At 72.9% G+C, this 20,242-nt stretch carries 20 protein-coding genes; 5 read left to right on the forward strand and 15 right to left on the reverse strand.

The window, feature by feature from the left end; translation table 11 throughout:
• From ACZ6H8_RS01655 to ACZ6H8_RS01675, 5 genes are all read right to left on the reverse strand, one after another.
• Positions 1–213, reverse strand: a 213-nt coding sequence (locus tag ACZ6H8_RS01655; RefSeq protein ID WP_464143737.1) for a hypothetical protein, incomplete at its 3' end; no start/stop codon positions are given.
• A gap of 297 nt (positions 214–510) precedes the next feature.
• Positions 511–2,751, reverse strand: coding sequence for a polyribonucleotide nucleotidyltransferase (locus ACZ6H8_RS01660; protein ID WP_464143738.1), 2,241 nt, complete (start codon positions 2,749–2,751; stop codon positions 511–513).
• A gap of 300 nt (positions 2,752–3,051) precedes the next feature.
• Positions 3,052–3,321 carry a 30S ribosomal protein S15 gene (gene rpsO / locus ACZ6H8_RS01665; protein WP_092502096.1) on the reverse strand — a complete coding sequence of 90 codons (270 nt, stop codon included), beginning with the start codon at positions 3,319–3,321 and terminating at the stop codon, positions 3,052–3,054.
• A gap of 143 nt (positions 3,322–3,464) precedes the next feature.
• Complete coding sequence (locus tag ACZ6H8_RS01670; RefSeq protein ID WP_464143740.1) at positions 3,465–4,991, reverse strand: PrsW family intramembrane metalloprotease; 1,527 nt, start codon at positions 4,989–4,991, stop codon at positions 3,465–3,467.
• A gap of 65 nt (positions 4,992–5,056) precedes the next feature.
• Entirely contained in the window at positions 5,057–6,568 is a 1,512-nt protein-coding gene (locus ACZ6H8_RS01675; RefSeq protein ID WP_464143741.1) for an aspartate ammonia-lyase, read from the reverse strand.
• 107 nt (positions 6,569–6,675) lie between these two features.
• Between ACZ6H8_RS01675 and ACZ6H8_RS01680 the strand changes: the two genes are divergently transcribed.
• The gene (locus tag ACZ6H8_RS01680) at positions 6,676–8,043 is read left to right on the forward strand and encodes a hypothetical protein (RefSeq protein ID WP_464143743.1); all 1,368 of its coding nucleotides are present in this window, start codon (positions 6,676–6,678) and stop codon (positions 8,041–8,043) included.
• A 370-nt stretch (positions 8,044–8,413) separates the two neighbouring features.
• Here the strand turns inward: ACZ6H8_RS01680 and ACZ6H8_RS01685 are convergent, their stop codons facing one another.
• Positions 8,414–8,989: a hypothetical protein gene (locus ACZ6H8_RS01685; RefSeq protein WP_464143745.1), complete on the reverse strand. Its 576-nt coding sequence runs from the start codon at positions 8,987–8,989 to the stop codon at positions 8,414–8,416.
• Complete coding sequence (locus tag ACZ6H8_RS01690; protein WP_464143747.1) at positions 8,986–9,495, reverse strand: hypothetical protein; 510 nt, start codon at positions 9,493–9,495, stop codon at positions 8,986–8,988. The genes ACZ6H8_RS01685 and ACZ6H8_RS01690 overlap by 4 nt, the downstream gene beginning before the upstream one ends.
• Positions 9,496–9,573: 78 nt before the next feature.
• Here ACZ6H8_RS01690 and ACZ6H8_RS01695 point away from each other — a divergent pair, with 78 nt between their 5' ends.
• Positions 9,574–10,887 (forward strand): M20/M25/M40 family metallo-hydrolase, encoded by a 1,314-nt coding sequence (locus ACZ6H8_RS01695; RefSeq protein WP_464143749.1) that lies wholly within the window; start codon positions 9,574–9,576, stop codon positions 10,885–10,887.
• A gap of 15 nt (positions 10,888–10,902) precedes the next feature.
• Here ACZ6H8_RS01695 and deoC read toward each other — a convergent pair whose 3' ends face one another.
• From deoC to truB, 5 genes are all read right to left on the reverse strand, one after another.
• On the reverse strand, positions 10,903–11,562 hold the full coding sequence (gene deoC, locus ACZ6H8_RS01700) for a deoxyribose-phosphate aldolase (RefSeq protein WP_464143750.1): 660 nt from the start codon (positions 11,560–11,562) through the stop codon (positions 10,903–10,905).
• Positions 11,559–12,509: a bifunctional riboflavin kinase/FAD synthetase gene (locus ACZ6H8_RS01705; RefSeq protein WP_464143752.1), complete on the reverse strand. Its 951-nt coding sequence runs from the start codon at positions 12,507–12,509 to the stop codon at positions 11,559–11,561. The genes deoC and ACZ6H8_RS01705 overlap by 4 nt, the downstream gene beginning before the upstream one ends.
• A complete protein-coding gene (locus ACZ6H8_RS01710) occupies positions 12,506–12,910 on the reverse strand; it encodes a hypothetical protein (RefSeq protein ID WP_464143754.1) in 405 nt (134 codons plus the stop codon). Before ACZ6H8_RS01710 ends, ACZ6H8_RS01705 begins: the two co-directional genes overlap by 4 nt.
• A gap of 63 nt (positions 12,911–12,973) precedes the next feature.
• Positions 12,974–13,342, reverse strand: coding sequence for a hypothetical protein (locus tag ACZ6H8_RS01715; protein WP_464143755.1), 369 nt, complete (start codon positions 13,340–13,342; stop codon positions 12,974–12,976).
• The gene (truB, locus tag ACZ6H8_RS01720) at positions 13,339–14,298 is read right to left on the reverse strand and encodes a tRNA pseudouridine(55) synthase TruB (RefSeq protein WP_464143756.1); all 960 of its coding nucleotides are present in this window, start codon (positions 14,296–14,298) and stop codon (positions 13,339–13,341) included. The genes ACZ6H8_RS01715 and truB overlap by 4 nt, the downstream gene beginning before the upstream one ends.
• A 31-nt stretch (positions 14,299–14,329) precedes the next feature.
• Here truB and ACZ6H8_RS01725 point away from each other — a divergent pair, with 31 nt between their 5' ends.
• A complete protein-coding gene (locus tag ACZ6H8_RS01725; protein WP_464143758.1) occupies positions 14,330–15,307 on the forward strand; it encodes a ketopantoate reductase family protein in 978 nt (325 codons plus the stop codon).
• Positions 15,308–15,320: 13 nt separating this feature from the next.
• Here ACZ6H8_RS01725 and ACZ6H8_RS01730 read toward each other — a convergent pair whose 3' ends face one another.
• A complete protein-coding gene (locus ACZ6H8_RS01730; protein ID WP_464143760.1) occupies positions 15,321–16,022 on the reverse strand; it encodes an ATP-binding protein in 702 nt (233 codons plus the stop codon).
• 9 nt (positions 16,023–16,031) lie between these two features.
• On the reverse strand, positions 16,032–17,342 hold the full coding sequence (locus tag ACZ6H8_RS01735; protein WP_464143761.1) for a DUF418 domain-containing protein: 1,311 nt from the start codon (positions 17,340–17,342) through the stop codon (positions 16,032–16,034).
• Between the two features lie 99 nt (positions 17,343–17,441).
• Here ACZ6H8_RS01735 and ACZ6H8_RS01740 point away from each other — a divergent pair, with 99 nt between their 5' ends.
• Both ACZ6H8_RS01740 and ACZ6H8_RS01745 read left to right on the forward strand, forming a co-directional pair.
• A complete protein-coding gene (locus ACZ6H8_RS01740) occupies positions 17,442–18,320 on the forward strand; it encodes an HhH-GPD family protein (protein ID WP_464143762.1) in 879 nt (292 codons plus the stop codon).
• A 23-nt stretch (positions 18,321–18,343) separates the two neighbouring features.
• Positions 18,344–19,753 carry an RNB domain-containing ribonuclease gene (locus ACZ6H8_RS01745; protein ID WP_464143763.1) on the forward strand — a complete coding sequence of 470 codons (1,410 nt, stop codon included), beginning with the start codon at positions 18,344–18,346 and terminating at the stop codon, positions 19,751–19,753.
• Between the two features lie 31 nt (positions 19,754–19,784).
• Here the strand turns inward: ACZ6H8_RS01745 and rbfA are convergent, their stop codons facing one another.
• The gene (gene rbfA, locus ACZ6H8_RS01750; RefSeq protein ID WP_464143765.1) at positions 19,785–20,222 is read right to left on the reverse strand and encodes a 30S ribosome-binding factor RbfA; all 438 of its coding nucleotides are present in this window, start codon (positions 20,220–20,222) and stop codon (positions 19,785–19,787) included.
• Between the last annotated feature and the right edge of the window lie 20 nt (positions 20,223–20,242).

Below are 20,242 nucleotides of genomic sequence, written 5' to 3' on the forward strand. Positions count from 1 at the left end.
GCGACGCACGAGCGACTCGTCGACAGGGCGACCGCTCGAACGCGCACCGACCTCCGCCGCCACCGCGACGATCGCCGCATCCAGCGCGCGGCGGCGCGCGGCGAGCTCGTCGACGACCACCAGCAGCTCCTCGTCGAGCAGCGACCCGAACGGCTCCGCGCGGGCGATCAGGGCGTCGACGACCGCCGTCTCGACCACCGCCTGATCCCGCATCGCCCACCGCCTTCGTCGGCCTCCAGGATACCAGGCATTCGAACGTACGTTCGAAGGCGGTCGAGGTTGTGGAGAGCTTCCTAGGGCAGGTTCGAGTGCGCCCTGCTCCCTTCGAGGCTCGCTCCACTCGCACCTCACGGAGCGGGTTCGGATGACGTCGCTCGCCGGCACGTGGGATCGTACGCGCGGACTCGGGGGCGGTGACTGGCTCGGGGGCGTCGAGCGGGTCGGCGGTGCGGGCCGCAGACACGACGAAGGGGGTGCGCATGACGCGCACCCCCTTCGTCGTGGACCGGACTACTCCGCTGCGGGAGCGTCCGCTGCCGGAGCAGCAGCCGAGTCGTCCTCGACGAGCTCGAGCGAGAGCTTGCCGCGGTCGTCGACCTTCGTGATCGTGACCTGCAGCTTCTGGCCGACCGACACGACGTCCTCCACGGCCTCGATGCGCTTGCCGTCGTTCAGCGGGCGCATCGCGGTGACGTGGAGCAGGCCGTCGCGGCCCGGCATGAGCGAGACGAACGCGCCGAACGACGCGATCTTCACGACGGTGCCGAGGAACCGCTCGCCGACCTCGGGGTTCGAGGGGTTCGCGATCGCGTTGATCGCGGCACGAGCGGCCTCCGCCGACGGGCCGTCGACGGCGCCGATGTAGACGGTGCCGTTGTCCTCGATCGAGATCTGGGCGCCCGTGTCGTCCTGGATCTGGTTGATGACCTTGCCCTTGGGCCCGATGACCTCGCCGATCTTGTCGACCGGGATGTTGACGCTGATGACGCGAGGCGCGGTGGGCGCCATCTCGTCGGGCGCGTCGATCGCCTGGTTGAGCACGTCGAGGATCTTCGTCCGCGCCTCCTTCGCCTGCGTCAGCGCGCCGGCGAGGACGGAGGCGGGGATGCCGTCGAGCTTCGTGTCGAGCTGGATCGCCGTGATGAACTCCGGCGTGCCCGCGACCTTGAAGTCCATGTCGCCGAGGGCGTCCTCGGCACCGAGGATGTCGGTGAGCGCCGCGTAGCGGGTCTCGCCGTCGACGGTGTCGGAGATGAGGCCCATCGCGATGCCCGCGACGGGAGCGCGCAGCGGCACGCCCGCGTTGAGCAGGGAGAGCGTCGAGGCGCACACCGAGCCCATCGAGGTCGAGCCGTTCGAGCCGAGCGCCTCGGAGACCTGGCGGATGGCGTAGGGGAACTCCTCGCGGCTGGGCAGCACGGGCACGAGCGCACGCTCGGCCAGGGCGCCGTGGCCGATCTCGCGGCGCTTCGGGCTGCCGACGCGGCCCGTCTCGCCCGTCGAGTACGGCGGGAAGTTGTAGTTGTGCATGTAGCGCTTCGAGGTGACAGGCGACAGCGAGTCGATCTGCTGCTCGAGCTTCAGCATGTTGAGCGTCGTGATGCCCATGATCTGGGTCTCGCCGCGCTGGAAGATCGCCGAGCCGTGCACGCGCGGGACGACCGCGACCTCGGCGTCGAGCGCACGGATGTCCGCGAGCCCGCGGCCGTCGATGCGCACGCCGTCCTTCAGCACGCGGGCACGCATGGCCCGCTTCGAGACGGCCTTGTACGCCGCGGAGACCTGCGAGGCGACGGAGGCATCGACGGTGCCGGCCTCGATCTGCTCGTTGACCTGCTGCTTGACGCGCTCCTTGAGCGCGTCGTCGGCGTCCTGACGCTCGATCTTGTCGGCGATCTGGTAGACCTCGGCGACCTCGGTCTCGGCGATCGCCGCGACGGCCGAGAGGGCCTCGGGCGTGTACGGCGGGAACAGCGGGTAGTCGCGCGTCGGCTTCGCGGCGGTCTTCGCGACCTCCTGCTGCGCCTCGACGAGCTGCTTGATGAACGGCTTCGACGCGTCGAGGCCCTGCGCGACGATCTCCTCGGTGGGGGCCTGCTGGCCACCCTCGATGAGGTGCCACGACTCGTCGGTGGCCTCGGCCTCGACCATCATGATCGCGACGTCGCCGTCGTCGGTCACGCGGCCCGCGACGACCATGTTGAACACGGCGCCCTCGAGCTGCGAGTGCTTCGGGAACGCGACCCACTGGCCATCGATGAGCGCGACGCGCACGCCGCCGACGGGGCCCGAGAAGGGCAGGCCGGAGATCTGCGTCGACAGCGATGCCGCGTTGATCGCGAGCACGTCGTACAGCTCGTCGGGCTCGATCGCGAGCACCGTGATGACGACCTGCACCTCGTTGCGGAGGCCCTCGACGAACGTCGGCCGCAGCGGACGGTCGATGAGGCGGCACGTGAGGATCGCGTCGGTCGAGGGGCGACCCTCGCGACGGAAGAACGAGCCCGGGATGCGACCCGCGGCGTACATCCGCTCCTCGACGTCGATCGTGAGCGGGAAGAAGTCGAAGTTGTCCTTCGGGTGCTTGCTGACGCTCGTCGCGCTCAGCAGCATGGTCTCGCCGTCGATGTACGCAGCGGCCGAACCCTGCGCCTGCTGCGCGAGGCGGCCGGTCTCGAAGCGGATGGTGCGGGTGCCGAACTTGCCATTGTCGATGACCGTCTCGGCGAACGTGATCTCAGGACCTTCCAAGGTCTCTCTCCTCCTGTGCCCGATCCGCGGGCACGACAGACAGATCGCGCGCAGCGACGTCCGTCGGAGTGGTCATCAGTGGTGGAGGTCGAGACTGCCCTCGGCATCCACCACCAACGACCAGCCTTCCGGTCGTGACGGCGCACGCGGCCGCAAGCCTGCGGCCACCACGAGCGTACCAGTCGACCCCCGCGAAGCACCGGAGCCGATGCGCTCGCATCCGCCCCGCACGCGACGAGGCCCCGCATCCGACGTGGGATGCGGGGCCTCGCGTGCAGATACGTGTCCTGCCGGGGGTCTCTAGCGGCGAAGGCCGAGACGCTCGATCAGCGAGCGGTAGCGCGCGATGTCGATGTCCTGGAGGTAGCCCAGGAGGCGACGGCGCTGACCGACGAGGAGCAGGAGGCCACGACGCGAGTGGTGGTCGTGCTTGTGCTCCTTGAGGTGCTCGGTCAGGTCCTTGATGCGGCGCGACATGAGCGCGACCTGCACCTCGGGGGAACCGGTGTCACCCTCGTGGGTGGCGTACTCGGCGATGATCGCCTGCTTGACCTCAGAGGCAAGGCTCATTCGGTCTCCTCTCTCCTGTCGCAGCGCGGCGCCCTGCGCAGGATGCGCGAGCTCTCTGGTTCCGCGGCCGATCGACGGCAACTTGTCGAGTGTAGCAGCGTCGCCCGCGTCGCTGCGCGCCCGCCGACGACGACCTCCGGAGCTCACCAGCCCTGGCGGTCGCCCGTCTGCGGCGGCTGCACCCTGCCGGGGTCCACGGGGCCGGCACCGCTCGGGTGCGCGGCGCCGCCCGCCTGCACGGGCGCCCGCCCTGCAGGTGCCATCGCGTACTGCCAGCCCTGCTGCCACGGCTGGGTGGGCGCACCGGGTGCGGGCGCGAAGCGCTGCGTGTGGGGCGTCGAGCCCTGCATGGGCTGCGGCAGCGAATGCCCCGCGCCGACGAGCACGGGCGAGCCGCCACCGACGGTCGCCATGTGCTGGCGCAGCGCGGAGACGTCGCCGAGCAGGCGCGCCTCGTCGGCCACGGGGCGCAGCTTCTCGCGACCGATGATCGCCCGCTGCCTGTTGGCCGCGAGGCGCGTCGCGATGCGGATGTACGCCTGCATCGGCTTGCCGAGCCCGCGCCGCTTCGCCCACTGCGCGAGGCCGAGACGGCCGTCGGACGACGACAGCATCTTCGACTCCTCGTGCGAGAACCAGCCGGCCTCCGCGTACTCGTCGAGCCGCAGGCGCGTGAGCCGAGCCTCGAAGCGGCGCAGCAGCACGACGAGCAGCAGCGCCCCGACCGCGATCGGCACCTGCACGACGCCGTAGTAGATGAAGAAGCCCAGCATGCCGTTCGGCACCCAGAACGACGCGCTGTTCCAGAGCGCGTGCAGGAACATCGAGACGCCGAGGCCGACCGGCAGGGCGACGAGGCCCCACAGGCGCGACGAGCGACGCGCGGCGAAGCCCATCGCGAGCCCGACGCCCACCGCCGTGAAGATGACGTGCGCGAGCGGGCTCATGACGCCGCGGAGGAAGAAGATGAACGACGCGTCGCCCGCCGCCATGAGCTCGCGGCCGAAGTAGAGGATGTTCTCGGTGTAGGCGAACCCCGCGGCCGAGAAGCCCGCGATGACGAAGCCGTCGATGGGCCCGTCGAAGTGCCTGCGCACGAACAGGAACATGACGACGACCGGCACGGCCTTCCACAGCTCCTCGGTGAAGGGCGCCTGGATGACGGGGCCGTAGAAGGCGTACACGGCGTCGGCCGTCGAGGCGCCGCCGAGCTCGACCATCTCGCGCACGCCCGTGAAGGCGGGCGCCAGGAGGCCGTAGATCATGTCGGCGACGCCGGGCGTCAGCAGCAGCGGCACGACGATGAGCTGCTCGATCACGAACGTGTTGAGCAGCAGGGTGAGCAGCACCGCCATGATGCCGCCCCACAGCACCGACAGCCACAGCGCGATGCGCGGCTCCGGCTCCCACCGGTCGAGGCCGAGCAGGCCCCACACGACGAACGCGAGCGGGAACAGCCCCAGGAACCCTGCGATCGGCACGACGGGCGACAGCCCGAACTGCAGCATGAAGAACAGGAAGATGAACACGCTCGCGAGCGCGAGGCCCGCGATGCCGACGATCCCCAGGATGAGTCCCGTCGACGGCGGCTTCGACAGCTGCGGCATCGCAGGCGCAGCCTGCTGCGGTCCGGGCTGCGGCGGGTGGTGCGGCGGCTGCGCGAGCGTCATGCCGCCATGCTAGGCGCAGGTTGCCGCTCGTTCGCCGGGAGTCTCACGCGCGTCGCGTCCGTGTCTCAGCCGCGCTCGTGCTCCGCGAGCATCTCGGGGGTGATGATCGGCATCGCCTGCGTCGCAGGATGCAGGCCCGACAGACGCGCGGGCTCGAGCAGCTTCGCGACGCGTTCGCGGTCCATGAGCCCCGCCTCCACGACGAGGTCGGCGATCGACTTGTGCGACGTGAGCGCCTCGTGCGCGAGCGTCGCCGACGCCGTGTAGCCGATGTACGGCGTGAGCGCCGTGACGACGCCGACCGACGAGCCGACCATGGAGGCCAGCCGCTCGCGGTTCGGCTCGATGCCGTCGATGCAGTTGATGCGCAGCGTGAGGCACGCCTGCGTCATCCAGTGCAGGCTCTGCAGGATCGAGTGCGCGATGACGGGCTCGAACGCGTTGAGCTGCAGCTGCCCGGCCTCCGAGGCCGCCGTGACCGTGGCGTCCGAGCCGATGACGGCGAACGCCACCTGGTTGACGACCTCCGGGATCACCGGGTTGACCTTGCCTGGCATGATCGACGACCCCGCCTGCTTCGGCGGCAGCAGGATCTCGCCGAAGCCGGCCTGCGGCCCCGACGACAGCAGCCGCAGGTCGTTGCAGATCTTCGACAGCTTCACCGCGCAGCGCTTGAGCGCGGCCGACACCGACATGAACACGCCCGTGTCGCTCGTCGCCTCGATGAGGTCGGGAGCCGTGACGATCGGCAGGCCCGTGAGCGCGGCGAGGTGCTTGCAGGCCGCCGCCGCGTAGCTCGGGTCGGCCGTGATGCCCGTGCCGATGGCCGTCGCACCCAGGTTGACCTCCGAGAGGAACTTGATGACCTCGTCGAGGCGGTCGTGGTCCTCCTGCAGCGTCACGGCGAAGCCGCGGAACTCCTGGCCGAGCGTCATGGGCACCGCGTCCTGCAGCTGCGTCCTGCCGATCTTCAGCACGTCCTGGAACTCGACGCCCTTCGCGTCGAACGCGTCGATGAGCAGGCGGAGCTCCGCGAGCATGCGGCGCAGCGTGAACGCCATCGCCACCTTGATCGACGTCGGGTACGTGTCGTTCGTCGACTGCGACCGGTTGACGTCGTCGATGGGGTGCAGGTGCTGGTAGTCGCCCTTGGCGTGGCCGAGCTCGACGAGGCCCGCGTTCGCGATGACCTCGTTCGTGTTCATGTTCGTCGAGGTGCCCGCGCCGCCCTGGATGACGCCGACCTTGAACTGGTCGTGCAGCTCGCCGTCGCGGATGCGATCGCACACGCGGTCGATGAGGTCGGCCTTCTCGGGGCTCAGCGCGCCGATCTCGCGGTTCGCTCGCGCCGCGGCCTGCTTCACGACCGCGAGCGCGTCGACGAGGTCGGAGTACACCGAGATCGACCTGCCCGTGATGGGGAAGTTCTCGAGCGCCCGCTCGGTGTGGATGCCCCAGTACGCGTCGACCGGCACGGGCATCTCGCCCAGCGAGTCGCGCTCGATGCGGACGGGCCCGTCGACGACGTGCTCCCCCTTCGGCGCCGGGTCGAGCTTGTAGGCGGGCGTGTCGGTCATCGGCGGCAGCATCTCCTCGAGTGAGCTCCCCGGTCGCTCCATCGCGTCCGGCGGACGAGCACGAGCCTACCGTCGCGCTCCCCGCCCGGCCTCGTATGCTCGCTTGCATGCCAGGCCGCCCGCTCGCCTCCCCTGCGAGCCCTGCGGCATCGGTGCTCGGTGGTCTTGGCCGCTTCGTCGCCGACCTCGGGGTCGGCATGCGCCGCATCGCGGCGCACGGCCTGCCGGAGGTGCTCGCGATCGAGCTCGCCGCGCGCATCGTCGGATCGTTCCTCGTCGCCCTCGCGGGCGCCGTGGGCTCGACGAGCGCCATCGGGGGCCTCGCGCTCACGGCCATCACGGCCCTGGTGCGGATGATCGCGATGATCCTGCAGATCCTCGTGCTGCTGCGCGCCATGCGCTCGACGCCGCCGCCGCCGGTCGGGACGGCGCGCGTGCACTCGGCGCTCTCCGGCCTCGCCGCCTCCGTGCTGCCCGCCTTCCTGCTGCTCACCGCCTGGGGGCTCTTCTCCGAGGACCTGCGCGAGTACGCGCTCACCGCGCTCGCGGGCATCGACTGGTTCGACGAGGGCGCCGGCGTCGGCGCCGTCGTCGACGTGCCCGTCGACGTGCTGTCGATCAGCCTGCTCGTGGCGTGCCTCGTGCTGCGCGGCGTGCTGCGCCGATTCGAGCGGAAGGGGCGCCGCAGGGGCGTGTCGGTGGCGACGCTCGTGCTGGAGGGCCTCTGGACGTTCCTCGCCGTCTCGATCCTCGGTCGCGTCATCGCCATCGCAGGCGACTGGTTCGCGACGACGCGGCTCGCGAGCGGCATCGACGACGTGCGCTCGGCGATCGACGGCGTCGTCGGCGGGTGGCTGCTGGGAGCCTGGGAGACGGCGGGGTCGCTGTGGCACACGATCACGCTGCCGCTCGTGTGGCTCACGCTCGTCGGCATCGTGCTGCTGGGCGCGCGTCCCGAGCTCGTGCCCGAGCCCGTCGAGCCTCCCCGGCCCGCCCGCTGGTGGACCCGCCTGCTCGCCGCGCTCCCCTCACCGCTCGACGACGTGCTCGAGGAGGTCACCGACGACCTCCACGACCGATGGGTGCCCGTCGTCTCGACGCTCCGACAGGTGTGGGGCGCCGGCATCGTGCCGCTCGCAGCCGCCGTGCTGGCCTGGCACGTCGTGACCGCGGCGACCGGCTGGCTCACGGTCGCGCTCGTGCACGCAGGCGGACCGCAGCCCTTCACGCTCGCGGAGGCGATCGCGAACGTCGGCAGCGCGATCGGCGACTCCGTCGGTGCCGTGCTGGGCCTCGTGGTCGTCGTCGCCGCGCTCGACGCGCTGCGACTGGGCGCGGCAGCGGGCGGCGCTCAGAGCGTCAGCGGCACCCCGAGCCAGATCGTCTCCCCGCCCACGAGGAACCGCGCGTCCTCGATCGCGCCTGCAGGCACGACGAAGCCCACGGAGCCCGAGAGCGCCTCCTCCTCCGAGTAGCAGCTCGTGACGTCGCTCGAGCCCGTGTCGTACGACCACGTGCCGTGGCTGCCCCCGACGGTCGCCTCGAGCTCGAGCACGCACGACGAGGAGCCGAGGTCCGACTGCGCGATCGTGACGTCGACGACCACGATCTGCGCACCCGCCGGAGCGTCGGCGTAGCCAGCCGCCTCGCTCCCGGGCGCGACGATCTGCGCACCGTGCACCGTCGTGGGTGCCCCGCCGACCGTGTGCGCCGTGCCGACCTCGCCCGTGACGACGACGACGGGCTCGCGCTCGAGCCAGCGCATGGCGGGCGCGTGCGCGACGAGCCCGGCGAGCACGAGCGCGAGCGGACCGATCGCGAGCGCCGCGACGATGCGAGAGCGTCTCATCGCGACAGCACCTCCACCTCGGCGACGTCGACGAGCGCACCGTCGACGTCGATGCGCACGACGACCTGCGGCCGCAGGTCACCTGCGGCGTCGAGGCCGGGAGCGACGTGCAGCTCGACGGTCGCGCCATCGTCGACGAGCGCCGAGTCGACCTCGAACACGAGGTCGCCGTGCACGGGCAGCCCGAGGCCCGGGTCGCTCTCCTGCCACGCCGATGGCCCCTTCGGAGTCGTGTCGAACACGCGGCCGTCGATCACGAGGTCGCGCGAGAGCAGGTCGAGCGGCTCGGACGCGGCGATCGTGACGTCGAGCACCACGAAGGTGCCTGGCGTCTCGACGATCTCCCCGTCGACGTCGATGGATGCGGCGAGCGTGGCCTCGTGCACCTCCACCGCGAGGGGCCCCGACGAGGCCGCGCTCGTGCCGAAGCCCGAGAACGGCGCCCACCGCATCGTCTGCCCAGGGGTCAGCGATGCGACGAGCACGGCGACGGCCGCGAGCGCGACGGCGACGACCGCCGACCATGCGCGCCGACGCGTGATCGCGGAGCGTGCCGCTGGCAGCCGGCTCACGGCATCCTCACCGTCGCGACGACGTGGACGTCGTACATGTTGGAGCCGAGCCCGAAGGCGGTCTCGTCGCGCGGCGTCCACGTGGCGTCGACGATCTCGACCCGCACCTCGCCGACGGCGTCGCGCTCCGGCTCGAAGACGATCGTGAAGGTGTCGGCGACGCCCGGCTGCGCCGCGGTGACGCCGACGTCGCCGGGCACCGTCGTGTACCCGTAGTCGGCGAGCGCTCCGCGGTCGTCGACGAGCGTCACCACGTCGGTGATCGTCAGCGACTCGCGCAGGTGGTTGTCGACGACGAGGGTCACGGCGATGCCGCCCTCGTCCGCGGGCTCGATGGCCTCCACGACGACGTCGGCGCGGCTCGTCGCGAGGAGCTCGCCGAGGGCGATCTCGGGTGCCTGCGCGTCGTCGCGCTCCGCGAGCGCACCCGTGACGACGAGCCCGCCGCCCACGAGCGCGAGCGCGACGACGACGACGACCCCGCCGCGCACCCGTGACCACACCACGGCGCCAGGGTAGCCGCACGGCGTCCACGTCGCCTCGACGCGTGGGCGACGCGCACCGCCGGGGCTACCATCGCCACCATGCCCTCGACGACCGGCGACGCCGCCGACCGACTCGCACGCGTGCTGCGCGTGCCGACGTTCGCGACCGACGGCGAGCCGGATGCCGCAGGCCTCACGGCGCTGCGGGCGCTGCTGGCCGAGCTGTACCCGCACGCGTTCGCGGCGCTCGAGGTGGAGCTCGTCGCCGACCACACGATCCTCGCGCGCTGGCCGGGCGCCTCGAGCGAGAGCCCCGCGCTGCTCATGGCGCATCAGGACGTCGTGCCGCCAGGGGACGGGTGGCAGCATCCGCCGTTCGCAGGCGAGGTCGTCGACGGCGTGCTGTGGGGCCGCGGCGCCATCGACGACAAGGGCTCGCTCGTGGCGATGCTCGAGGCCATCGACCGGCTGGCAGCCGACGCGCACGTGCCTGCCCGCGACGTCTGGCTCGTGCTCGGCCACGACGAGGAGACGTTCGGCGGAGGCGCGCTCGCCGCGATCCGCGTGCTCCACGAGCGTGGCATCCGACCCGCGTTCGCCCTCGACGAGGGCGGCGCGGTCGTCGACCCTCCCGTGCCGGGCGTCACCGTGCCCGCTGCGCTCGTCGGCGTGAGCGAGAAGGGGATGCTCGTGCTGCGGCTCGCGGTCGACGAGGTCGGCGGGCACTCCTCGACGCCGCCGCGCACGCCGGCGACCGCGGTGCTCGCCATGGCTGTGACCCGCGTGACGCGCGCCCGCTTCCCCGAGCGCATCACCCCCACGACCGTGCGCATGCTGCAGACGCTCGGTGCGCACGCGCGCGAGCCCTACCGCGCGCTGCTCACGCGGGCGCAGGCGCTCTCCCCCGTGCTGCGACGCCTGCTCGCCGCGAACGACGAGACCCGCGCGACCATCACGACGAGCGCGACCGTCACCGGGCTGCAGGCCGGCACGGCTGCGAACGCCATCGCCGAGCGTGCGGAGGCGACCGTGAGCGTCCGCCTCGCGCAGGGCACGACGATCGACGACGCGGTGGCGATCCTGCGCCGCGCGATCCGCGACGACCGCGTGACGATCGACGTCGTGCGCGGCCACGAGGCCTCGCCGACGTCGCCGACCGACGGCGTCGGGTGGGACGCGATCGTCGCGGCGACCACCGCCGAGTTCCCGGACGCCGTGCTCTCGCCGTACGACATGCTCGGCGGCACCGACTCGCGGCACGCGCACCTCGTCACCGATCGCGTGCTGCGCTTCACGCCGTTCCTGCTCACGAGCGACCTGCGCGCCTGCCTCCACGCGCGCGACGAGCGAATCCCGGTCGCAGAGGTCGAGCGGGGCGTGCGCTGGTACCTCGCGCTGCTCGAACGCTGCTGACCGGCCCGTGCCGGCCTAGTAGGCGCTCGAGGACTGCTCGCCCTCGACGATCGCGCGCGTCGACGACAGGCCCAGGCGCGACGCACCCGCGCGGATCATCGCCTCCGCCGCCTCGCGCGTGCGGATGCCGCCGGACGCCTTGACGCCCAGCCGGTCGCCGACGGTCTGCCGCATGAGCGCGACGGCGTGCTCGGTCGCCCCGCCAGCGGGGTGGAAGCCCGTCGACGTCTTCACGAAGTCGGCGCCCGCCGACTCCGACGCCCTGCACACGGCGACGATCTGCTCGTCGGTGAGCGCGGCCGACTCGATGATGACCTTGAGCACGACGTCCGGCGCCGCCTCGCGCACGGCGCGCACGTCGGCCTCGACCGCGTCGAAGCGGCCGTCGATCGCGGCACCCACGTCGATGACCATGTCGAGTTCGTCTGCGCCCTGCGCAGCCGCGAGACGCGCCTCGGCCGCCTTGACCTCCGAGTGGTGCCTGCCGCTGGGGAAGCCGACGACCACGGCCGTCGCGAGACCCTCGGGCACCTCGACGGGCAGCACCGACGGCGACAGGCACACGCTGTACGCGCCGAGGTCCGCGGCCTCCGCGATCGTGGCGGCGACGTCGGCGGCGGTCGCCTCCGGCTTCAGCAGCGTGTGGTCGACGATCGTCGCGATGGACTCGGTCATGGCGTCTCCTCCTCGGGCGCGGCGTCGCGCCCCTCGTGGATGCCGAGGATGTCGCGCACGCGCGCGACGTCGTCGTGCATCTGGGCGATGAGCGGCTCGATGCCCTCGTAGCGCACCATGGGGCGCACGTGGGCGACGAGCTCGAGCTCGATGGGTCGGTGGTACAGGTCGAGGTCGACGTCGAGCAGGTACGCCTCGACCGTGGTCTGCACGCCGTCGAACGTGGGGTTGTCGCCGATCGACACCGCTGCCGGGAACCGGCCGGCGTCGACGGTCGCCCACGCGGCGTAGACGCCGTGCGCCGGCACGAAGCCCTCGGCGTCGAGCCCGAGGTTCGCCGTCGGGAAGCCGAGCTCCCGCCCGCGCTGATGCCCGCGCACGACGGTGCCGCGCAGGCGCGGATGCCTGCCGAGCTGCTCGGTGGCGACGTCGATCCGGCCCTCCTCGAGCGCGTGACGGATCGCGGTCGACGACACGCGCGCGCCCGCGTCGTCGACGACGTCGTCGACGACGTGCACCTCGACGCCGCGCTCGGCGGCGAGGCGCTGCAGCAACGCGGGATCGCCTGCACCGCCGCGGCCGTAGCGGAAGTCGCTGCCCACGACGACGAAGCGCGCTCCGAGCCCGTCGAGCAGCACGCGCCGCACGAAGTCGCCGGGGTCCATCGCGGCGGTGTCCGCGTCGAATGGGATCGTGACGACCTCGCAGCCGAGCTCCTCGAGCGCCTCGCGCTGCTGCTCGGGCGACAGGATGAGCCTGGGGGCGCGCTCGGGGCGCAGCGTCGCGAGCGGATGGCGGTCGAACGTGACGACGATGGGCGTCAGACCGCGCTCGTGCGCCATCCGCAGCGCATCCTCGAGGATCTCGCGGTGCCCGAGGTGCACGCCGTCGAACTTGCCGATCGTCACGGCGGACGGGCGCGCGACGAGGTCGTCGATCCAGCTCACGCGGCGACCGTCCGCCGCTCGGTGCGGTGGATCCACCACAGCCCGGCGATGGGGAGCACCGCCGGGATGAACAGGTAGCCCATGCCGTAGCGGCTCCACACGCTGTCGTGCCCGAAGAGCTCGGGGTGCGTGATCGACAGCGTGCCGACGACGACGACGCCGACGAGCTCGAACGCGATCGTCGCGATCGCGACGCGCGTCCACGCAGCGCCGCGCATCGCGAGCGCGACCGTGGCGACGACGTACACGACCGCCGCGACGGCGCTCAGCGCGTACGCGAGCGGCGCCTCCTCGAAGCGGCTGAGGATCTGGTACACCGATCGTCCCGTCGCGGCGAGCGCGAGGATCGCGTACACCGCGATGAGCACACGGCCGAAGCCGGATCGGCGGGAGGAGGGCACCGGACGATCCTACGCCCGGCGTGCGCGCGTCGGCAGCCCACGGCGACGGGACGCGTGCCGCGCTCAGACGACCTGCACGAACCAGATCTGGTGCATGCGGTAGACCATGACGGCGACGGCCAGCAGCCCTACGCCGACGACGAGCACGCTCCACCTGCCCTTGTCGGCGAACGCCCACAGCGTCGCAGCCGGTGGGATGAGCAGCGCGGTCACGAGGTACACCCAGTACTCGAGGAGGTCGCCGGTGGGTCCCGCACCCGCGAGCGGCGCCACGATGGAGGCGACGACCTGCACGACGAGCGTCAGCATCGTGAGCGCTGCGGCGCCGAGCACGAGGTCGTTCATCCTGACCTTCGCGACGCCCGCGATCGCGACGACGGCGCCGAGGGCGCCGAGCACGGCGGCCTGCGTGAGCATGAGCCAGGAGATCACGGCGCTCCCCCGTCGTCGGTGCCAGCCGCGTCCGCGTGCGCTGCGGTCGTGCGCGCGGTCGCAGCGCTCGCGTCCTTCGCCGCCGCGTCGGCGGCGGCGACGCCGAGGTTCGCGACCGGGTGCAGCCTGCCGCCCTCGCCGCGCGCGATGCCGACGAGCTCGCCCGCGTGCACGGCTGCGACGGTCCCCTGCGCGTCGGTGCGCGGTCGCCTGCCGGTCGCGAGCAGGCGAGCGTCGTCGGCGCCGAGCTCGACGACGGGCAGCACGCGGGCGGCGACGTCGACGGGCCGCAGCAGCGCCTCCGCCACGATGGCGTCGGCGGCCACGGCGTCCTCGAGGCCGAACGGGCCCACCCGCGTGCGCCGCAGCGCCGTGAGGTGGCCGCCGACGCCGAGATCCGCGCCGAGGTCGCGCGCGAGGGCACGGATGTACGTGCCCGAGGTGCAGTCGACGACGGCGTCGATCGACGCGCGCGCACCGGGCTGCAGCCGGCCGAGCGCGAACCGCGACACCGTCACGGGGCGCGCGGCGAGGGCGACGTCCTCGCCTGCGCGCACGCGGGCGTAGGAGCGCTTGCCGTCGACCTTGATGGCCGAGACGGCGCTGGGCACCTGCTCGATGTCGCCGGTCAGGCGCGCCGCCGCCGTCGCGATGGCGTCCTGCGTGAGCGCGGAGGCATCGGCCGTCTCGACGACGTCGCCCTCGGCGTCGTCGGTGATGGTCGACGCGCCGAGCGCGATCGTCGTCTCGTACGTCTTGTCGAGGCCGACGAGGAACGTCAGCAGCCGCGTCGCGGGGCCGACGCCCAGCACGAGCAGGCCCGTCGCCATGGGGTCGAGGGTGCCGGCGTGGCCCACCTTGCGCGTGCCGAGCTGCCGCCTCGCCATGGCGACGACGGTGTGGCTCGTGACGCCTTCGGGCTTGTCGACGAGCAGCACGCCGTTCGGAGCAGTCATCGAGCATCGAGCGTAGTCGTAGCCTGGGGCGATGCGGATCGCGGTGCTCGGGGCTGGTGCCATCGGCGGGTGCCTCGCGGCGCTGCTCGATGCCGCAGGGCACGATCTCGTCGTCGTCGCCCGATCGAGCGCCGAGGTGCTGCGCGAGCGCGGCATCCGCCTCGAGGGCGCGTTCGGCGAGCACCACGCGCATCCGCAGGTCGTGGACGCGCTCCGGGAGCCGCCCGACGTCGCGGTCCTCGCCACCAAGACCATCGACTCCTCCGCGGCGCTCACGCCGTCCCTCGACGCGCTCTCGGACGTGCCGCTGCTCGCGGTGCAGAACGGGCTCGACGCCCACGGCCGCGCGGCGCGCATCCTCGGGCACCACCGCGTCGCGGCGGGCCTGGGCACCTGGGCGGCGAACGCGCTCGAGCCGGGCCTGGTGCGCATCACGGCGAGCGGGGAGACCGTCGTCGGCGGGCCGGAGGGTGCGTCGTTCGCCGAGCTGCTGGCTCCCGTGCTGCCGGACGTGCGCCGCACGGCGAGCATCGAGGGCGCGCAGTGGGCGAAGCTGTGCATCAACGCGGCCAACGCCGTGCCCGCCGCCGTGGGCTGGAGCATGCAGGCGTGCGCCGCGGACCCGGGCCTGCTGCGGGTCACGGCCGCGGCGATGCACGAGGCGGCGCGCGCCGCGCTCGGCTCCGGCGTCCCCATCGATCGCGTCGGGGCGGTGGGCCCGGACACGATCGCGACGCTCGCGGCGTCGATCGAGGCGGCGCGATCGGTGCCGCTGGCGATGGCCGCGTCGTTCGGCGACGTGCCGAACCTCGGCTCGACGCAGCAGAGCCTTCGCAAGGGCCAGCGCACCGAGATCGACGACCTCGCGGGCGCGATCGTCGCCGCGTCGGAGCGGCTCGGCCTCGTCGCACCCGTCAACGCCGGCCTCGTCGACCTCGTGCACGAGGTCGAGCGCACGGGCGCGTCCGTCGACCCCGCACGGGTCGCGGCGCTCGCCCCGCTCCCCTAGCCTCGCGCGCCGCTCAGCAGCGGTCCTGGAACAGCTGCCGCGGCGCGCGCCAGTCGGTCGTGTCGACGACCATGTCGGCCGCGCGCACCGGGTCGGCGAGCTGCTCGTAGTGCTCGTGCGCGAGCCGGGAGCGGTCGTGCGACGGGTCGGTGACGAGCGGATGCGCACCGTCGCGCCGCTGCAGGCGCGCGCCGCGCTCGGCATCCGACGCCTCGAGACGCACGACGAAGTTCCACCTGCCGCGGAACGCGGGGCGCAGCAGGAAGACGCCGTCGACGACGAGCACCGCATCGGGTCCGGCGGTCTTCCAGTCCATCTCGACGCTCTGGTCGGTCTCGACGTCGAACGCCCGCGTCATGAAGCCCGTCGAGCCGCCCATGCGGAACGGCTGCAGGAGCACGCGATCGACGAGCTCGAGGTCGTACGCATCCTCGTAGTAGCCCTTCCACGAGTCGCGGCCCTGCCGCTCACGGCGGTCGCGCGGCTGGTGGAAGTCGTCGAGGCTCGCACGGAACGACTGCACGCCCGCCCTCGCGAAGGCGACGTGCAGCGCATCCGCGAGGTGCGTCTTGCCTGCCCCGTCGCGCCCGTCGACCGCCACGATGCGGCGGCCGCGCGGGCTGCGCGCGACGAGCACGCGCGCGACCTCGGTGTACAGCGCCTTCTGCTCGGGCGTCCACGACGCCGCCTGCATGAGGAGCTGCTGATCGGCCATGCAGCCAGGCTAGCCGCGCACGTGGGCGGCGTCAGCCGTGCTCGCCGAGGGCGCACTCGCGGCCATGCCGGTGGGCTGCGCCTTGGCGTCGCGCGGGTAGGCGAGGCGCCGCAGCAGCGTCTCGGCAGGGCCGCGCCTGCCCGCCCGATCGAGGGCGACCGCGACCGCGACGGTCACGAGCCACACCCCCACGGCGTACAGGGCGCCCTGCCACTCCGTCAGCACGCCGCCGAGGCCGAGACCCCACGCCGACAGCACGGGGGCGAAGAGCACCGACTGCAGCAGGTAGCTCGTCATCGAGCGCTTCCCGACCGCCGTGAGGGCACGAGCTCCTGCGCCCAGCGGCCGCTCGGCGAGCCGGGCTGCGACGAGGCCGAAGAGCGCGGCGTAGCCGACGCCGCCAGGCAGGCCCGTGGCTGCGTGGACGAGCGAGAACGTCCAGGACGGAGCGGGATCGAACGCGCCGAGGAACTCGGCGTACGCGAGCGCACCGCCTACCCAGCCGATCGCGATGCCCCACGCCGCGACCCGCGTGAGCAGGGCACGGTGGTGCTGCGGCTCCTCGAGCAGGCCGTGCCGTGCCGCGAGGATCGCCAGCAGGATCGCGATGGGCACGACGAGGCCGAAGACGCCCTGTCCCGGCGTGATGACGGCCCACAGGCCGAGTCGCGTGAGGATCGACGCGAGATACGAGTCGACGCCTGCGATCGACGGGAGGGCCGCGGCGTCGCCACCGTCGACGTCGAAGGGCAGGTCGAGGGCCCCGAGCACGAGACCCATCGCCGCCGTCGACAGCGCGCCGAGCGCGAGCATGCCGCCGAGCACCCACGCCCAGATCGCGATGGTGCGGTCACGACGCTCGAGGAAGATCCACGCGATGAGCAGACCCACGAGGCCATAGGCGCCGATGATGTCGCCAGCCCACAGCAGCGCGGCGTGGACGGCGCCGAACGCGAGCATCCACCAGTGCCTGCGGCGCAGGAGACGCCGCGCCTCCTTCGACGTCGCACCCGCCGCGAGCTGCTTGCGGTAGAGCTGCCACATGCCGTACCCGAACAGCAGCGCGAACAGCGGGTAGCTGCGTCCGTCGACCGCGACGATCGCGATCGCCTGCCAGATGCGGTCGCCGAGCGAGCCGTCGACGTGGTGCATCGACGTGACGGCCGTCTCGCGGCCGAAGAGATGCCACGGCATGTTCGCGAGCGCGATGAGCAGCAGCATGAGGCCACGGGCGAGGTCGGGCGCGATCGCGCGGGCGCGAGATGCGACCTGCGACGTCGGCGGGGTGGGCGAAGGTCCGGCGGGGGCTGGGATCGTCACGTCCTCGACGGTACGGACGCCGCCTGGGTGCGCGCATCCGCCGAACGGTGGACCCGCAGACGGCGCGGCACCGGCCCTGGGTCGCCGTAGCCTGGAGCGATGGACGCGGACCTGCTGCACGCGCGGCTCGCACCCTGGTACGCGCAGCACCGCCGCGACCTGCCGTGGCGCGAGCCGGGCTTCTCGGCGTGGGGCACGCTCGTGAGCGAGATCATGCTGCAGCAGACGCAGGTCGCCCGCGTGCGCACCGCGATCGTCGAGTGGCTGCAGCGGTGGCCGACGCCCGCCGACCTCGCGGACGCGCCGACGCACGAGGTGCTGCGCGCATGGGGCACGCTCGGCTACCCGAGGCGTGCGCTGCGGCTGCAGGATGCCGCACGGGCGATCGTCGAGCGGCACGGCGGCGTCGTGCCGGACGACGTGCCCACGCTGCTCGCGCTGCCGGGCATCGGCGACTACACGGCGCGCGCCGTCGCCGTCTTCCACTTCCGGCAGCGGCATCCCGTCGTCGACACGAACGTGCGGCGCGTCGTCGCTCGCGCCGTGCTCGGGCAGGGGGATGCAGCCCCCGCCGCACGCGCGGACCTCGCTCGCGTGGAGGCGCTGCTGCCCGCCGACGACGCGGAGGCCGGCACGGTGTCGATCGCGCTCATGGAGCTCGGCGCGCTCGTGTGCACCGCGCGCACGCCGCGATGCGACACGTGCCCGCTCGTGGCCGACTGCGCGTGGGTCGCGGCGGGCACGCCCGCATACGAAGGTCGCCGCGCACCCCGCCAGGCATCCTTCGCGGGCAGCGACCGCCAGGCGCGCGGCACGGTGCTGCGCGCGCTGCGCGGCGTCGACGTGCCGTTGACCCGCGCCGAGCTCGCGCCGCTGTGGCCGGACGCCGAGCAGCTCGCGCGCTCGATCGCATCCCTCGCCGCCGACGGCCTCGTCGTCGTCGAGCCCGGCGACGACGCCGTGCGCCTGCCGCACTGAGCGGCTGCGCGTAGGGTCGGGGCGTGCCCCTGCGACAGCAGCGCCTCCGCGCAGACGCCCCCGAGCTCACCGCAGCGCTCGCCGCCATCCGAGCGCGACTCGACGCCGTCGAGACCTTCCCGCCGGACGTCGAGGCCGAGGCGGCGCGCGCCGCAGCGCAGCCGCTGCAGGGCGTCGACCGCACAGACGTGCCGTTCGTCACGATCGATCCCGAGGGCTCGACGGACCTCGACCAGGCGCTCGCGATCGCACGGCACGGCGACGGCCACCTCGTGCGCTACGCGATCGCCGACGTGCCTGCGTTCGTCGCACCAGGCGGCGCCGTCGACGCCGAGGCCACCCGTCGCGGCCAGACGCTCTACGCGCCCGACGCACGCGTGCCGCTGCATCCGACGGTGCTGAGCGAGGATGCCGCGAGCCTGCTGCCCGACCGGGAGCGCCAGGCGCTCGTGTGGACGTTCGAGCTCGACGCGACGGGCGCGGTCACGCGCACGACGCTGGAGCGCTCCCGCATCCGCAGCCGCGAGCAGCTCACGTATGCGCAGGCGCAGGACCGCATCGACGCCGACGACCCGCACCTGAGACTGCTGCGCACCGTCGGCGAGCAGCGCATCGCGCTCGAGAGCGCGCGCGACGGTGCGAGCCTCGACGCACCCGACGAGGAGGTCGTGCACGACGAGCACGGATGGCGCATCGAGCGCCGCGCTCCCCTGCCGGTCGAGCAGTGGAACGCGCAGCTGTCGCTCATGACCGGCATGGAGGCGGCACGGCTGCAGCTCGAGGCGGGCGCGGGCATCCTGCGCACGATGCCGCGGCCCTCGGCCGAGGCGATCGACGAGTTCCGCACCGCGACCGACGCGCTCGGCGTGCCGTGGGCGACCGACGAGCACTACGGCGCGTTCCTGCGCCGTCTCGACCGTGCGGAGCCGACGACCGCCGTCATCCTCACCGCGGCACGCAGGCTCTTCCGCGGCGCCGACTACCTCGTGCTCGACGGGCCCGTCGACCCGCGCGACGTCGAGCAGGCGGCCATCGGCGCGCCGTACGCGCATGCCACCGCGCCGCTGCGCAGGCTCGTCGACCGCATCGTGCTCGCGCACTGCGAGGCGATCGCGAACGGCCGCGACGTGCCAGCGTGGGCGCGCGATGCCGCACCGGGCGTGCCAGAGGCGATGCGCGCCTCCGGATCGCGAGCGTCGCAGCTCGAACGCGAGTCGCTGCGCGCCGTCGCAGCCTGGATCCTCACCGACCGCGTCGGCGACGAGCTCGATGCGCTCGTGGTGGAGCGCCGCGACGACGAGGCCGTCGTGCAGCTCGTCGACCCGCCCGTCGAGGCGCGCGTCGTCACCGCGGCGGAGCCTGCGACGCGCATCCGCGTGCGGGTGCGCGCCGCGAGCGTCGCCGACGGCACGATCGCGCTCGACGAGGTCTGACCGCAGCCGCCTCGTCGAGCGCGACGAGGACTCAGTCCTCCTCGTCGTCCTCGCGCGGCTTGCGGTACGGGTCCGCGTCGCCTGCGTACGACGCCGACGACTGCTCCTGCTGCGCCGCGGCATCGCGGGAGCGCGCCTCGTCGAGCAGTCCGTCGATCGACGCTGCGTTGTCGGGCAGCGCGTCGAGGAAGAACTCCACCGACGGCGTGAGCCGCAGCGAGAGGCCCTTGCCGATCTCGCGGCGCACGACGCCCTTCGCCGACTGCAGCGCCACTGCGGAGTCCGCACGCTCCTCGTCGGTGCCGTACACGGTGTAGAAGATCGACGCGTGCTGCAGGTCGCCCGTGACGCGGACGTCCGTGATCGTCACGAAGCCGAGCCGCGGATCGCGGATCTCGTGCTCGATCGTCTTGGCGGTGATCTCCTGGATGCGGTCCGCGATCTTGCGGGCCCTGGGGTTCTCGCCCACGACTGCTCCTTCTGCTGACG

The sequence above is a fragment of the Agrococcus sp. AC640b genome (assembly GCF_979255995.1).

Excerpts from the sequence above, each read along its gene's own strand:
- rpsO (WP_092502096.1), bottom strand. The coding sequence starts at position 3,321 with ATGAGCCTTGCCTCTGAGGTCAAGCAGGCGATCATCGCCGAGTACGCC.
- ACZ6H8_RS01670 (WP_464143740.1), bottom strand. The coding sequence starts at position 4,991 with ATGACGCTCGCGCAGCCGCCGCACCACCCGCCGCAGCCCGGACCGCAG.
- ACZ6H8_RS01675 (WP_464143741.1), bottom strand. The coding sequence starts at position 6,568 with ATGACCGACACGCCCGCCTACAAGCTCGACCCGGCGCCGAAGGGGGAG.
- ACZ6H8_RS01680 (WP_464143743.1), top strand. The coding sequence starts at position 6,676 with ATGCCAGGCCGCCCGCTCGCCTCCCCTGCGAGCCCTGCGGCATCGGTG.
- ACZ6H8_RS01695 (WP_464143749.1), top strand. The coding sequence starts at position 9,574 with ATGCCCTCGACGACCGGCGACGCCGCCGACCGACTCGCACGCGTGCTG.
- deoC (WP_464143750.1), bottom strand. The coding sequence starts at position 11,562 with ATGACCGAGTCCATCGCGACGATCGTCGACCACACGCTGCTGAAGCCG.
- truB (WP_464143756.1), bottom strand. The coding sequence starts at position 14,298 with ATGACTGCTCCGAACGGCGTGCTGCTCGTCGACAAGCCCGAAGGCGTC.
- ACZ6H8_RS01725 (WP_464143758.1), top strand. The coding sequence starts at position 14,330 with ATGCGGATCGCGGTGCTCGGGGCTGGTGCCATCGGCGGGTGCCTCGCG.
- ACZ6H8_RS01730 (WP_464143760.1), bottom strand. The coding sequence starts at position 16,022 with ATGGCCGATCAGCAGCTCCTCATGCAGGCGGCGTCGTGGACGCCCGAG.
- ACZ6H8_RS01740 (WP_464143762.1), top strand. The coding sequence starts at position 17,442 with ATGGACGCGGACCTGCTGCACGCGCGGCTCGCACCCTGGTACGCGCAG.